Origin of the sequence: Micromonospora sp. NBC_01655, assembly GCF_026339755.1 — a bacterium.
Taxonomy (GTDB): Bacteria; Actinomycetota; Actinomycetes; order Mycobacteriales; family Micromonosporaceae; genus Micromonospora.
In genome coordinates this window covers 6,773,731-6,786,638 of the sequence record NZ_JAPEQF010000001.1, presented here as the reverse complement: position 1 = coordinate 6,786,638, position 12,908 = coordinate 6,773,731, and the positions used below count along the sequence as shown (strand labels likewise).

12 protein-coding genes, 1 tRNA gene and 1 pseudogene are annotated in these 12,908 nt (G+C 71.5%); 9 read left to right on the top strand and 5 right to left on the bottom strand.

Annotated elements, in window-relative coordinates; translation table 11 throughout:
* Positions 1-112 precede the first annotated feature (112 nt).
* The gene (locus tag OOK41_RS29895) at positions 113-583 is read left to right on the top strand and encodes a DUF4383 domain-containing protein (protein WP_117673260.1); all 471 of its coding nucleotides are present in this window, start codon (positions 113-115) and stop codon (positions 581-583) included.
* A 22-nt stretch (positions 584-605) separates the two neighbouring features.
* Here OOK41_RS29895 and OOK41_RS29890 read toward each other — a convergent pair whose 3' ends face one another.
* Genes OOK41_RS29890 through OOK41_RS29880 form a run of 3 tightly spaced genes read right to left on the bottom strand, consistent with a single transcriptional unit; the run spans position 606 to position 2,541 of the window.
* The gene (locus OOK41_RS29890) at positions 606-1,298 is read right to left on the bottom strand and encodes a TetR/AcrR family transcriptional regulator (RefSeq protein ID WP_117673258.1); all 693 of its coding nucleotides are present in this window, start codon (positions 1,296-1,298) and stop codon (positions 606-608) included.
* 59 nt (positions 1,299-1,357) lie between these two features.
* Entirely contained in the window at positions 1,358-1,486 is a 129-nt protein-coding gene (locus OOK41_RS29885; protein ID WP_266267492.1) for a hypothetical protein, read from the bottom strand.
* 41 nt (positions 1,487-1,527) lie between these two features.
* On the bottom strand, positions 1,528-2,541 hold the full coding sequence (locus OOK41_RS29880) for an acyl-CoA desaturase (RefSeq protein WP_266267491.1): 1,014 nt from the start codon (positions 2,539-2,541) through the stop codon (positions 1,528-1,530).
* Between the two features lie 247 nt (positions 2,542-2,788).
* Here OOK41_RS29880 and OOK41_RS29875 point away from each other — a divergent pair.
* The 8 genes and pseudogenes from OOK41_RS29875 (at position 2,789) to cysN (ending at position 10,498) form a co-directional block, all read left to right on the top strand.
* Positions 2,789-2,859 (top strand) — tRNA-Gln (locus tag OOK41_RS29875).
* Positions 2,860-2,892: 33 nt separating this feature from the next.
* A pseudogene (glmU, locus tag OOK41_RS29870) lies at positions 2,893-4,479 on the top strand (bifunctional UDP-N-acetylglucosamine diphosphorylase/glucosamine-1-phosphate N-acetyltransferase GlmU).
* Between the two features lie 51 nt (positions 4,480-4,530).
* Complete coding sequence (locus OOK41_RS29865) at positions 4,531-5,511, top strand: ribose-phosphate diphosphokinase (protein ID WP_117673252.1); 981 nt, start codon at positions 4,531-4,533, stop codon at positions 5,509-5,511.
* Positions 5,512-5,863: 352 nt separating this feature from the next.
* On the top strand, positions 5,864-6,556 hold the full coding sequence (locus OOK41_RS29860; RefSeq protein WP_266267490.1) for a 50S ribosomal protein L25/general stress protein Ctc: 693 nt from the start codon (positions 5,864-5,866) through the stop codon (positions 6,554-6,556).
* 119 nt (positions 6,557-6,675) lie between these two features.
* Entirely contained in the window at positions 6,676-7,266 is a 591-nt protein-coding gene (pth, locus tag OOK41_RS29855) for an aminoacyl-tRNA hydrolase (protein ID WP_117673249.1), read from the top strand.
* A gap of 122 nt (positions 7,267-7,388) precedes the next feature.
* Complete coding sequence (locus OOK41_RS29850) at positions 7,389-8,207, top strand: inositol monophosphatase family protein (RefSeq protein ID WP_117673247.1); 819 nt, start codon at positions 7,389-7,391, stop codon at positions 8,205-8,207.
* A gap of 78 nt (positions 8,208-8,285) precedes the next feature.
* Positions 8,286-9,197: a sulfate adenylyltransferase subunit CysD gene (cysD, locus tag OOK41_RS29845; RefSeq protein ID WP_266267489.1), complete on the top strand. Its 912-nt coding sequence runs from the start codon at positions 8,286-8,288 to the stop codon at positions 9,195-9,197.
* Positions 9,197-10,498, top strand: coding sequence for a sulfate adenylyltransferase subunit CysN (cysN, locus tag OOK41_RS29840; protein ID WP_266267488.1), 1,302 nt, complete (start codon positions 9,197-9,199; stop codon positions 10,496-10,498). The genes cysD and cysN overlap by 1 nt, the downstream gene beginning before the upstream one ends.
* 104 nt (positions 10,499-10,602) lie before the next feature.
* On the opposite strand, the gene galK is transcribed toward cysN, so the two are convergent.
* Positions 10,603-11,724 (bottom strand): galactokinase, encoded by a 1,122-nt coding sequence (gene galK / locus OOK41_RS29835; RefSeq protein ID WP_266268042.1) that lies wholly within the window; start codon positions 11,722-11,724, stop codon positions 10,603-10,605.
* A 59-nt stretch (positions 11,725-11,783) separates the two neighbouring features.
* Positions 11,784-12,767 (bottom strand): UDP-glucose 4-epimerase GalE, encoded by a 984-nt coding sequence (gene galE / locus OOK41_RS29830; protein ID WP_117671001.1) that lies wholly within the window; start codon positions 12,765-12,767, stop codon positions 11,784-11,786.
* Positions 12,768-12,908: the final 141 nt, after the last annotated feature.

Here is a 12,908-nt window from a genome sequence, read left to right as displayed (position 1 = left end):
TACCCGCCGGGCGGGATCGTCGGTCGGCGGTCCCCGCCCGGCGGTTCGGCCCGCATCCGGCGTCCACCCAGGCGACAATTCTTCCGAACGGGTACATCCGGACGGAGGAGTCATGGCGCATGTTCCGGTCAACCACCCGGCGCGACCGCTCTACCGCGCACTCGCCGGGCTCATCGGGCTCTACATCCTGGTCTTCGGCGTCTGGGGAGTGGCCGTGACCTGGGGCGAAGGGCTGTTCAACCGGGGCAGCACCTGGGCCCTCGGCCTACGCACCAACCTCGCGTTCTCGCTGGTCTCGGTGATCTTCGGGCTCGTGCTGATCATCGGCGCGTCCCGGCGCACCAACCTCGGCCACTACATGAACCTGACCGCCGGGGTGGTCTTCCTGGTCACCGGCGTGCTGATGATGTCCGTCCTACAGACCTCGGCGAACTTCCTCAACTTCTCGATGTCCACCGTCGTCGTGTCGCTGCTGTTCGGTCTGGTGCTCCTGGCCACCGGCCTCTACGACAAGATCGGCCCGCCCGAGCACGCCGAGGCCGAACGCCGGCGCCGCCGGGCAGCCGTCCCCGGGGGCCGCTGAACCCGGCCGCCCCGGGCCCCGGTCACCGGCCCTTCGCCGTGATCAGGGTCGGCTTCGCGTCCAGGTGCGACAACCCGTTCCAGGCCAGGTTGACCAGGTGCGCGGCCACCGTCTCCTTACGCGGCTTGCGCACCTCCAGCCACCAGCGCCCCGTCAGGGCCACCATCCCGACGAGGGCCTGCGAGTAGAGTTCGGCCAGCTTCGGGTCGTAACCCCGGGTCTTGAACTCGGCGCCGAGGATGTGCTCGACCTGGTGCGCGACGTCGTTCATCACGCTGCTGAAGTTGCCCGTCGCGGACATCACCGGCGACTCCCGGACCAGCACCCGGAAGCCGCTGGTCTCCTCCTCGATGTACCCGAGCAGGGCCATCGCCGCCTGCTCCAGCAGCTCCCGCGGATGGCCGGCGGTCAGGGCCGTGGTGATCCGGTCCAGCAGGGCCCGGACCTCCCGGTCCACCACCACCGCGTAGAGCCCCTCCTTGCCGCCGAAGTGCTCGTAGATCACCGGCTTGGAGACCTTCGCCCGGGCCGCCACCTCCTCGATCGAGGTCGCGTCGAAGCCGCGTTCGGCGAACAGTTGCCGGCCGATCGAGATCAACTGCTCACGCCGCTGCGCCGCCGACATCCGCACCCGCGAGGGCGGCTTGCCCGCCGCCGCCGCAACCGGCCGCCGCCGACCGCGTGTGTTGCCCTCGTCGACCGGACCGTCCACCATGTCGTCACCTCGCCGGCGCTCGGGGACGCCCTGTCGTGGGATGCCGCTGCCTCCGCTGTTCACGCCGCCGGCCCGTCCGGCACCGGGACGGTGTCGCCGCGTCGTCCGACCGTACCCGGGCCGGACCCGGGGTCCGGGCCGCCGGGCCGCCGGGCGTCGCCCGCGCTGCTCCCGCTGCCCTCGGTCATCTGGCCATCCTGCCAGGCTGCCGCGATCCCCACCGACCGGTCTACCGCCGGGCGACCGGCTCCACCCGCCGCGGGCCCGCCGGTTCGACCCGCTCGGCGGGGCCCCGCTCGGGACCGACCAGCCTGGCCGCGATCCGCTCCGGCTTCGGCCAGCGCACCGCCCAGGCCGCCCCGGTCTTCTCGAACAGCCAGATCACCCGGGCCGAGATGTCGACCTGGCCGCGCAGCACGCCGTGCCGGGCGCTGGTCGGGTCGGCGTGGTGCAGGTTGTGCCAGCTCTCGCCGAACGACAGGATCGCCAGCGGCCAGAAGTTGGCCGCCCGGTCCCCCTGGCGCATGGCGAAGGGGCGCTCGCCGTACACGTGGCAGACCGAGTTGATCGACCAGGTGACGTGGTGCAGCAGCGAGATCCGTACCAGCCCGCCCCAGAACAGCGCGGTCAGCGCGCCCTGCCAGGACCGGGCGAGCAGCCCACCCGTCAGCGCCGGGCCCAGCACCGAGACCACCACCAGGGCCGGGAAGAGCCGGTCCACCCGCCGGGTCGTCCGGTCGGCGAGCAGGTCCGGGGCGAACCGCTCCCGGTTGGACAGTTCCCGGCCGAACAACCAGCCGACGTGCGCGTGGAACAGGCCCTTCGTCAGGCCCCGGACGCTCTCGCCGAAGCGCCACGGCGAGTGCGGATCGCCCTCCAGGTCGGAGTAGGCGTGGTGCCGCCGGTGGTCGGCGACCCACTGGATGATCTCGCCCTGCACCGCGAAGGAGCCCGCCACCGCCAGCGCCGCCCGCAGCCCCGGGCGGGCCCTGAACGAGCCGTGGGTGAAGTAGCGGTGGTAGCCGACCGTGATGCCCAGCCCGGACACGACGTACCAGAAACTGGCCACCGCCACGTCGGTCCAGCTCAGCCAGCCGCCCCAGGCGACCGGGACCGCGGCGACCAGGGCCAGGAACGGGACGACCACGAACGCCCAGAGGGCGATCAGGATGCCGGGGGACTGGGCGCCCTGGGTCAGGGGCTTCGGACCGGAGGGGTGGGGTTCGAGCGGGGCGGTCGACATGGCACCTCGCAGCGGGACGGCATGGTCACGAAGTTACGCCTACGTCACCGTAACTTAAGGCCCTGTCGGCCGCACGGGACAGTTTCGTACGTGGATGCCTCCGGGCAGCGCGGAGTGCCGCCGGAGTGCCGCGCCGGCTGTGATGGAGGACCGGACGGATCATGAGGGGGAATGGGCGATGGCGCAGAGGGCTCGGGACGCTAAGGTGTAGGGGTCTGCCGACCGCTTGGTTTGCCCGTTTAGACCGTCCCGGGTCGTCTAATGGCAGGACGTCAGGTTTTGGTCCTGATTATAGGGGTTCGAATCCTCTCCCGGGAGCTTCCGCTGTACTGCCGCCATTGCGTGGTTAGCATGGCCGCGAGACTGTCGCCGTCCCGACGGGAGCACGTCGTGTCCCAGCTCCACCACCGCACTGTCGTCGTGCTCGCCGCCGGGGAGGGCAAGCGGATGAAGTCGGCGCTGCCCAAGGTGCTGCATCCGCTGCTCGGCCGGACCCTGCTCGGCCACGTGCTGACCGCCGCCGCGCCGCTCGCGGCCGACCGGACCATCGTGGTGGTCGGGCACGGCGCGGACCAGGTCCGGGCACACCTGGCCGAGGTCGCCCCGGCGGCTACCCCGGTGCTCCAGGCCGAGCAGCTCGGCACCGGCCACGCGGTCCGGATCGCGCTGGACGCGGTGCCGGACGCCGCCGGGACCGTGGTGGTGATCAACGGCGACGTGCCGCTGCTCCGCGCCGAGACGGTTGCCGCCCTGGTCGAGGCGCACGAGGGCGCGGGTGCCGCGGCCACGGTGCTGGCCGCCGAGGTGCCCGACCCGACCGGACTGGGGCGAATCGTCCGGGACGCGGCGGGTCGGCTGGAGCAGATCGTCGAGGAGCGCGACGCCACCCCCGCCCAGCGCGCGCTGCGTGAGATCAACGCCGGCATCTACGCGTTCGACGCGGCGCGGCTGCGGGCCTCGCTGGGCAAGCTCTCCGCCGACAACGACCAGGGTGAGGAGTACCTCACCGACGTCTTCGGCCTGCTCGTCACCGCCGCCGAGCCGGTGGCGGTGCACGTGGCCGCCGACCACGTCGAGACGCTGGGCTGCAACGACCGGGTCGAGTTGGCGGCGCTGCGCCGGCTGCTGCGCGACCGGGTCAACGAGGGGTGGATGCGTACCGGGGTCAGCATCCTGGACCCGGCGACGACCTGGATCGACGTGACGGTCGCGGTGGACCGGGACGCGGTGATCGACCAGAACACGCAGCTACGCGGCGGGACCGTGGTGGGCGCCGAGGCCGTGGTCGGCCCGGACGTGACCCTGATCGACACGGTGGTCGGCCCGGGAGCGACCGTGCTGCGCAGCCACGCCGTCGACGCCGAGGTCGGCCCGGGGGCCAGCGTCGGGCCGTACGCGTACCTGCGGCCGGCGGCGAAGCTGGCCGAGAAGGCCAAGGTCGGCACCTTCGTCGAGGTGAAGAACTCGGAGATCGGCCCGGGCGCGAAGGTGCCGCACCTGTCGTACGTGGGTGACGCGACGATCGGGGCGCGGGCCAACATCGGCGCGGCGACGATCTTCGTGAACTACGACGGGGTCAACAAGCACCGCACCACGGTCGGGGAGGCGGCGTTCGTCGGCTGTGACACCAGCCTGATCGCCCCGGTGGAGGTCGGCCCGGGCGCGTACGTCGCGGCGGGCAGCGCGATCAGCCAGGACGTGCCGCCGGGCGCGCTCGGGGTGACCCGGGCGCCGCAGCGCAGCATCGAGGGCTGGGTGGCTCGGAGGCGGCCCGGCACCGCCTCGGCGGAGGCGGCTGAGCGAGCCCGCCGAGCTGCGGCGGAAGCGCCGGAGGATGCGTCGGAGGCCTGATGGGCCGCAAGGGAAGGTGAGGCAATCCACGGGGGCGCCGAGGCGGTTCGACGGCCGTTCGGCGGGGGAGATACTGCAACCGAATAGTCCCGGCCACACCGCAGCCGGGACCACCGACCAACGGGAGCAGACGGGCCCATGGGCAGCATCGTCGCCGAAAACCGCAAAAGCCTGATGCTCTTCTCCGGACGTGGCTTTCCGGAGCTGGCCAAGGAGATCGGCGAGGTGCTCGGCATCGCGCCGACGCCCGCCGACGCGTACGAGTTCGCGAACGGGGAGATCTTCGTACGGTTCAAGGACTCGGTGCGCGGTTCGGACGCCTTCGTGGTGCAGTCCGTCACGCACGGGGTCAACACCTGGGTCATGGAGACCCTGATCATGATCGACGCGTTGAAGCGCGGCTCGGCCAAGCGGATCACCGTTGTCCTGCCGTTCTATCCGTACGCGCGGCAGGACAAGAAGCACCGCGGCCGGGAGCCGATCTCGGCGCGGCTGGTGGCGGACCTGCTGAAGACCGCGGGCGCGAACCGGATCCTGACGGTGGACCTGCACACCGCGCAGATCCAGGGCTTCTTCGACGGCCCGGTGGACCACCTGTTCGCGATGGACGTGCTGGCCGAGTACGTGGAGCGCAAGTTCGCCGGTCGGCCGATGACGGTGGTGGCGCCGGACTCGGGCCGGGTGCGGGTGGCGGAGCGGTGGACGGACCGGCTGGGCGGCTGCCCGCTGGCGTTCATCCACAAGACCCGGGATCCGCTCAAGCCGAACCAGGTGGTGGCGAACCGGGTGGTCGGCGAGGTGGAGGGCCGGGTCTGCCTGATCGTCGACGACATGATCGACACCGGCGGCACGATCACCAAGGCCGCCGAGATCCTCAAGGAGTCCGGGGCGGCGGAGATCGTCGTGGCGTCCACCCACGCGCTGCTGTCCGATCCGGCGGCCGAGCGGCTGAAGAACAGCCCGATCACCGAGGTCGTGGTGACCAACACGCTGCCGCTGCCGTCCGAGAAGCAGCTCGACAAGATCACTGTGCTGTCGATCGCGCCGCTGCTGGCCCGGGCGATCCGGGAGGTCTTCGACGACGGGTCGGTGACCACCCTCTTCGGCGGCCTGAGCTGACGGCCGGCCCGCGCGCCGGCCGTCGTCCCACGGCCGGCGCGTGGACGTCGGGTTGACTACGACAGGGCGTCCGGACCGTGTCCGACCGCGCGCCGGACCGGCGTCCGCTGGGCGTTTTTGCTCCTCCGGACGGCAGAGGCGGGGACTGCCGTCAGGGGCGTAATCAACTCGGGTAGACTGTTGCGGTTGCCACGGCGAGGGTGCCCGGCGGGCCGCTGAAAAGCGCCGCACGGATGCACCGTCATCGACGCGGTGCTCCGGGCAGTCGTTCATGACGCATGAGCCCCAGCGAGCCCCTCGCCCCAGCACCGCCAGTCGACAAGCCGCCGCAGCAAGCATCAGGAGTTTCCCCGTGTCCGAGGTAAAGATCAGCGCCGAGCCCCGTACCGAGTTCGGCAAGGGTGGTGCCCGTCGTACCCGCCGGGCCGGCCTGGTGCCCGCCGTGCTTTACGGTCACGGCGAGAAGCCCAAGCACATCGCGCTGCCCGCGCGTGAGTTCGCCGCCGCGATCCGCAAGGGCGGCGCCAACCAGCTCTTCGCGATCGAGGTCAGCGACGGCACGCAGGTGCTGGCGCTGCCGAAGGCGATCCAGCGGGACCCGATCAAGGACAGCTTCGAGCACGTCGACCTGCTGCTGGTCCGCCGTGGCGAGAAGGTCACCGTCGAGGTTCCGGTCCAGCTCACCGGCGAGGCCGCCAAGAACACGCTGATCGTGCACGACCACGACACCCTCACGGTGACCGCCGACGCCACCAAGGTGCCGGACCACCTGGAGGCGTCGATCGAGGGTCTGGAGGCCGGCACCCAGGTCACCGCCGCCGACGTGGCGCTGCCGGCCGGCGTGGAGCTGGTCGCCGACCCGGAGCTGTCGGTCGCCGCGGTGACCGCCGCCCCGACCGCCGAGCAGCTTGAGGCCACCCTCCCCGAGGTCGAGGAGGCCGCCGCCGAGGCCGAGGCCGAGGTCGGCGAGGAGACCGCAGAGGGTGCCGAGGCCCCGGCCGCCGAGGGCGAGCAGGCCCCGGCCGAGGCGAAGACCGAGGCCTGACCGGTCCGCGTTCCGTGCGACAGGCGCTCCCGAGGTCGGGGGCGCCTGTCGGCGTATCGGGATGGTCGTCGGGTCAGGACGGCCGCGGTGGGCGACGCTGAGAGCGGGAGGGGCGTGGCGTGACGGACGAGGCGGGGCCGTGGCTGGTGGTCGGCCTGGGCAACCCCGGTCGGGAGTACGCGGGCAACCGGCACAACGTCGGCTTCATGGTGGCCGACCTGCTGGCCGCCCGGGTGGGCGGGAAGTTCGGCCGGCACCGGCGGGCGGTGGCGGAGGTCGCCGAGGGGCGGCTCGGGTTCGGCGGCCCGAAGCTGGTGCTGGCGAAGCCGCTGACGTACATGAACCTCTCCGGCGGGCCGGTGGCCGGGCTGGCGCAGTTCCACAAGGTGCCCCCGGGCCGGGTGATCGCCATCCATGACGAGCTGGACATCGACTACGGGCAGTTGCGGGTGAAGTGCGGCGGCGGCGAGGGCGGGCACAACGGGCTGCGCTCGATGTCGAAGTCGTTGGGCACGAAGGACTACGTCCGGGTGCGGTTCGGCATCGGCCGGCCCCCGGGCCGGCAGGACCCGGCGGACTACGTGCTGTCGGACTTCTCCGCCGCCGAGCGCAAGGAGCTGGAGTTCCTGCTCGACCGGGCGGCGGACGTGGTGGAGTCGGTGATCACCCGGGGCGTGGAGCCGACCCAGAACCTGTACCACGGGGCCTGACCCGGGCGGGGCGTACGCGGGCCACCGGGGCGGGGCCGGTAGTCTGCGCCTTTCGGGCGAACCGCGGCCGGCGGCCCGGGTCGCCGGCGAGGCGACGGGAGCGAGTTGTGGGCAGTCCTCCGATGATCGACGGCGCGTTCGCCCGGTGGTTGGCGGCCCAGGCGGGGCAGGCGCTGCTGGGCCTGCGGACGGAGTTGGGCTTCGCCGACCCGGGGGCGTTGAAGTCGGCCGGGGACAAGGTCTCGCACGACCTGATCCGGACGGAGCTGGCGAAGTGGCGCCCGGGGGACGCGGTCCTCTCCGAGGAGGACGAGGGCTCGCGGCTGGCCTGGGCGGCGGAGGTGAACGCCGGGGCGGTGTCCCGGCTGACCGCCGACCGGGTGTGGATCGTCGACCCGCTGGACGGGACGCGGGAGTTCGCCGAGGAGGGCCGCTCGGACTGGGCGGTGCACGTGGCGCTCTGGGCGCGCAACGGGGTCACCCCGCACGGCCTGGTGGCCGGCGCTGTCGGGCTTCCGGCGCAGCACCGGGTGCTGGGCACGGACCACCCGCCGGCGTACCCGCCGATGACCCTGGAAGCGGCGACCGCGGGCGGTGGGCGGACCATCCGGTTGGCGGCCAGTCGTAGCCGTCCGCCGGTTTTCCTGACCGATCTGGCGGAGGACGTCGGCGCTCATCTGGTTCCGATGGGCTCGGCGGGGGCGAAGATCGCCGCGGTGGTGACCGGTGAGGTCGACGCGTACATCCACGCCGGCGGCCAGTACGAGTGGGACTCGGCCGCCCCGGTGGCTGTGGCGACGGCCACCGGACTGCATGCTTCCCGAATCGACGGTTCTGCGCTGAAATACAACGAGGCTGATCCGCGCCTGCCCGACCTGCTGGTCTGCCGCAAGGATCTCGCCAGCCGGTTGCTTGCAGCGCTGCAGAGGCATGCCGGGTAGCCTGAGCTTCTTCTTTACGTGTCCGACCGGAAAGGTCTGGAATCCCATGGGCGGATCCGAGCGAATCGAGGCCGTGTCATGACCACCCCCGCCGCGTACCAGGTCTCACACCTCGATGCCCTGGAGGCGGAGAGTGTGTTCGTGATGCGTGAGGTGGTGGCGGAGATGGAGCGGCCGGTGTTGCTGTTCTCCGGTGGTAAGGACTCGATCGTGATGTTGCGGTTGGCGCAGAAGGCGTTCGCGCCGGGGAACATTCCGTTTCCGGTGATGCATGTCGACACGGGTCACAACTTTCCGGAGGTCTTGGAGTATCGGGATCGTCGGGTGGCCGAGTTGGGTTTGCAGTTGATCGTGGCGAGTGTGCCGGAGGCGTTGGCGCGGGGGATGGTGCGGGAGGCGGCGGACGGGACGCGGAACCGGGTTCAGACGCCGGTGTTGTTGGATGCGGTGGAGAAGCATCGGTTCGATGCTTTGTTTGGTGGGGCGCGGCGGGATGAGGAGAAGGCGCGGGCGAAGGAGCGGGTGTTCTCGTTCCGGGACGAGTTTGGGCAGTGGGATCCGAAGAATCAGCGTCCGGAGTTGTGGTCGTTGTACAACGGTCGGCATCATCCGGGTGAGTCGATTCGGGTGTTTCCGTTGTCGAACTGGACCGAGTTGGATGTGTGGCACTACATCGCTCGGGAGGTGATTCCGTTGCCGTCGATCTATTTTGCGCATGAGCGTGAGGTGGTGGAGCGGGATGGGATGTTGTATGCGGTGAACGAGTTTTTTCGGCCGCGGGTGGGTGAGGAGCGGTTCAAGGCGCGGGTGCGGTATCGGACGGTGGGGGACGCGTCGTGTACGGCGGCGGTGCGGTCGGACGCGGACAGTGTGGAGTTGGTGATCGAGGAGGTGGCCGCGACGCGGGTCACCGAGCGGGGTGCCACCCGGGGTGATGATCGGGTGAGTGAGGCCGCGATGGAGGACCGTAAGCGGGAGGGTTACTTCTGATGGGCATCGACACTGTGGGCGTCGAGGTTGATGCGTCGGCTCGGCCGATGGATCTGTTGCGGTTCGCGACCGCGGGTAGCGTCGATGACGGTAAGTCGACGTTGATCGGCCGTTTGTTGTATGACACGAAGTCGTTGTTCACCGACCAGTTGGCCGCGGTGGAGGCGGTGTCGGCGGCGCGGGGGGACGAGTACACGAATCTGGCGTTGTTGACCGATGGGTTGCGGGCGGAGCGGGAGCAGGGCATCACGATCGATGTGGCGTACCGGTATTTCGCGACGCCGCGGCGGAAGTTCATCATCGCGGACACGCCGGGGCATATTCAGTACACGCGGAACATGGTGACGGGTGCGTCGACGGCGGATCTGGCGTTGATCCTGGTGGACGCGCGTAAGGGTTTGGTGGAGCAGTCGCGTAGGCATGCGTTCCTGTGTTCGTTGTTGCGGGTGCCGCACCTGGTGTTGTGTGTGAACAAGATGGACCTGGTGGACTTCGACCAGGCGGTGTTCGAGGCGATCGCGGACGAGTTCACGGCGTTCGCGGCGAAGTTGGACGTGCCGGATCTGACGGTGGTGCCGGTGTCGGCGTTGCGGGGCGACAACATCGTGTCCCGGTCGGAGAACATGCCGTGGTATGACGGGCCGTCGTTGTTGCATCATCTGGAGCGGGTGCACATCGCCTCGGACCGTAACCTGCAGGACGTGCGGTTCCCGGTGCAGTACGTGATCCGGCCGCAGTCCACGACGGTGACCGACTACCGGGGGTACGCGGGTCAGGTCGCGTCGGGGGTGTTGAAGCCCGGCGACGAGGTGATGGTGCTGCCGTCGGGGTTCACCTCCCGCATCGCCGTGGTGGAGACCGCGGACGGGCCGGTGGACGAGGCGTTCCCGCCGATGTCGGTGACGGTCCGCCTCACCGACGAGATCGACATCTCCCGCGGTGACATGATCTGCCGGCCGAACAACGCCCCCGCGGTCGCGCAGGACATCGAGGCGATGGTCTGCTGGATGGACGAGACCCGCCCGTTACAGGTCGGCGGCAAGTACGCCATCAAACACACCACCCGCACGGCCCGGGCGATCGTCCGGGGCCTGCACTACCGCCTCGACATCAACTCCCTACACCGCGACGAGACCGCCGCCGAGCTGAAGCTCAACGAGATCGGCCGGGTCCGGCTACGTACCACCGTGCCGCTGCTCGCCGACGAGTACCGCCGCAACCGCACCACCGGCGGCTTCGTGATCATCGACGAGACCACCAACCGCACGGTGGGCGCCGGCATGATCGTCGAAACCGCCTGACCCACCCGCCCTCGACCGGGCCGCAGATTCACGGAAAGAGTGGCTATCCCGGCCCGGATAGCCACTCTTTCCGTGAATTCGCGGGGAGGAAGGCGGGTGGGTGGTCAGGGGAGGCGGTGGGTGGCGGGGGCGGGGGCGGCCAGGTGGAAGTTGGGGGCGTGGAAGCCTCGGCCGGCGTACGCGGTCGTGACGGCGTCCGCCACCGCGTCGGAGCGGTCCGCGTCGACCAGGGCGAGGACGCAGCCGCCGAAGCCGCCGCCGGTCATCCGGGCCCCGTACGCCCCGGCCGCGAGGGCTGCCTCGACCGCCGTGTCGATCTCCGGCACGGTGATCTCGAAGTCGTCCCGCATCGAGGCGTGCGAGGCGGTCAGCAGCGGCCCGATGTCCCGGATCCGGCCGGCGCGTAGCAGTTCGACGGTGTCGAGCACCCGCTGGTCCTCGGTGACCACGTGCCGGACCCGGCGGCGGATCTCGTCGCCGTCGAGCCGGGCGAGGGCCTCGTCCAGCCCGGCGGCGGGGACGTCGCGCAGCGCGGCCACCCCGAGCAGCTCCGCCGCCTGCTCGCAGGAGGCGCGGCGGGAGGCGTACTCGCCGTCGGCGTGCCGGTGCGGGGCCCGGCTGTCGACCACCAGCACGGCCAGCCCGGCGGCGGCCAGGTCGAACGGGACGTGCTCGACGGCCTCGGTGCGGCAGTCGAGGAACAGCGCGTGGCCGGCGCGGCAGCGGATCACCGCGGCCTGGTCCATGATCCCGGTGGGCGCGCCGACGTAGGTGTTCTCGGCCCGCTGGGCGAGCCGGGGCCGCCGCTCGGCCGGCAGGTCCACCCCGCCGAGGTCGACCAGCGCGGCCAGCACGGCGGCCTCCAGCGCGGCCGAGGAGGACAGCCCGGAGCCGAGCGGCACGTCCGAGGCGATGGCCAACCGGGCGCCGGGCACGTGGTGGCCGGCGTCGCGCAGCGCCCAGACCACCCCGGCCACGTACGCGCCCCAGCCGGTGACCCGGCCGGGCGCGGCGACCTCGTCGGCGCCGAACTCGACCGGGCAGTCGGACAGCTCCGACCCGACCGTCCACCGCCCGTCGTCCTGCGGGGCGGCGGCGACGACGGTACGCAGCGGCAGCGCGAACGGCAGCACGAACCCGTCGTTGTAGTCGGTGTGCTCGCCGATCAGGTTGACCCGGCCGGGAGCCGCCCAGCGGCCGGCGGGTGGCTCGCCGTACCGGTGCAGGAAGCCGGCGGTGGCGCGGTCGGCGACGTCGCCGGTGGGGCCGGGACGCGCGGGGTCGGTCACGGGCGCCCCGGGACGTGCCTGCGGTAGAAGGCCCAGGCGTCGCCGACCATGTCGTGCAGGGTTGGCTTCTCGGGCACCCAGCCCAGTTCCTCGCGGGCCAGCGCGGAGGAGGCGACCAGCTCGGCCGGGTCGCCCTCGCGGCGCGGCGCCACCTCGACCGGCAGCGGCCGGCCGGTGACCTCGCGGACCACGTCGACGACCTGCCGGTTGGTGAACCCGGCGCCGTTGCCCAGGTTGTAGATCCGGTGCCGGCCGGGCGCGGCGGCGGCGAGCGCCAGCAGGTGGGCGCGGGCCAGGTCCTCGACGTGGATGTAGTCGCGCACGCAGGTGCCGTCGACCGTGGGGTAGTCGTCGCCGAAGAGTTGGAGCTTCTCCCGCCGGCCGGCGGCCACGTCCAGGGCGATCGGGATGAGGTGGGTCTCCGGGTCGTGCCGCTCGCCGATGGCGAGGTCGCCGTGCAGGTACGCCCCGGCGACGTTGAAGTAGCGCAGCGACACGGCGGCCAGGTCGTGCCCGATCGCCTCGGAGGTCAGCGCCATGTCGACGGCCAGCTTGGTGGCGCCGTACGTGTTGGTGGGGGCCTTGACGGCGGTCTCCGGGATGGGCAGCTCGACCGGGTTTCCGTAGACGGCGGCGGTGGAGGAGAAGACCATCCGTGGCACGCCGGCGGCCCGGACCGCGTCGATCAGGGCGAGCGAGCCGACGGTGTTGGTGTGCCAGTACAGCTCCGGCCGGACCATCGATTCGCCGGCGGCGATCAGGGCGGCGAGGTGCAGCACCCCGTCGAAGCCCGCCCCCGGGGTGAGTACCCGGGCGGCGTCGTGGATCGGCGCGTCGACCCAGGTGGCCTCCGGGGCGAGCGCCTCGCGGTGCCCGGTGCGCAGGTCGTCGAGGACGACCACCTCGTGGCCGGCGTCGAGCAGCAGCCGGGTCACCACGCTGCCGATGTAGCCGGCGCCGCCGGTGACGAGCAGTTTCACGTCGGGTCCTCCTGCCTGGCCGTGCCGAGCCGCGGCCGTTCGTGATCACCCTACGGTGGCCCGCTGCGGCGGCGCGGTGCCGACGAGCCGCCGGCCGGGTGAAAGCGGTCGCGTCGCCACCCGCCATCCCACCATGAACCT

Bases quoted from the DNA above. Each gene is read 5' to 3' on its own strand.
- OOK41_RS29895 (WP_117673260.1), top strand. From the start codon at position 113: ATGGCGCATGTTCCGGTCAACCACCCGGCGCGACCGCTCTACCGCGCA.
- OOK41_RS29890 (WP_117673258.1), bottom strand. From the start codon at position 1,298: ATGGTGGACGGTCCGGTCGACGAGGGCAACACACGCGGTCGGCGGCGG.
- OOK41_RS29885 (WP_266267492.1), bottom strand. From the start codon at position 1,486: ATGACCGAGGGCAGCGGGAGCAGCGCGGGCGACGCCCGGCGGCCCGGC.
- OOK41_RS29880 (WP_266267491.1), bottom strand. From the start codon at position 2,541: ATGTCGACCGCCCCGCTCGAACCCCACCCCTCCGGTCCGAAGCCCCTG.
- OOK41_RS29865 (WP_117673252.1), top strand. From the start codon at position 4,531: ATGGGCAGCATCGTCGCCGAAAACCGCAAAAGCCTGATGCTCTTCTCC.
- OOK41_RS29850 (WP_117673247.1), top strand. From the start codon at position 7,389: ATGATCGACGGCGCGTTCGCCCGGTGGTTGGCGGCCCAGGCGGGGCAG.
- cysD (WP_266267489.1), top strand. From the start codon at position 8,286: ATGACCACCCCCGCCGCGTACCAGGTCTCACACCTCGATGCCCTGGAG.
- cysN (WP_266267488.1), top strand. From the start codon at position 9,197: ATGGGCATCGACACTGTGGGCGTCGAGGTTGATGCGTCGGCTCGGCCG.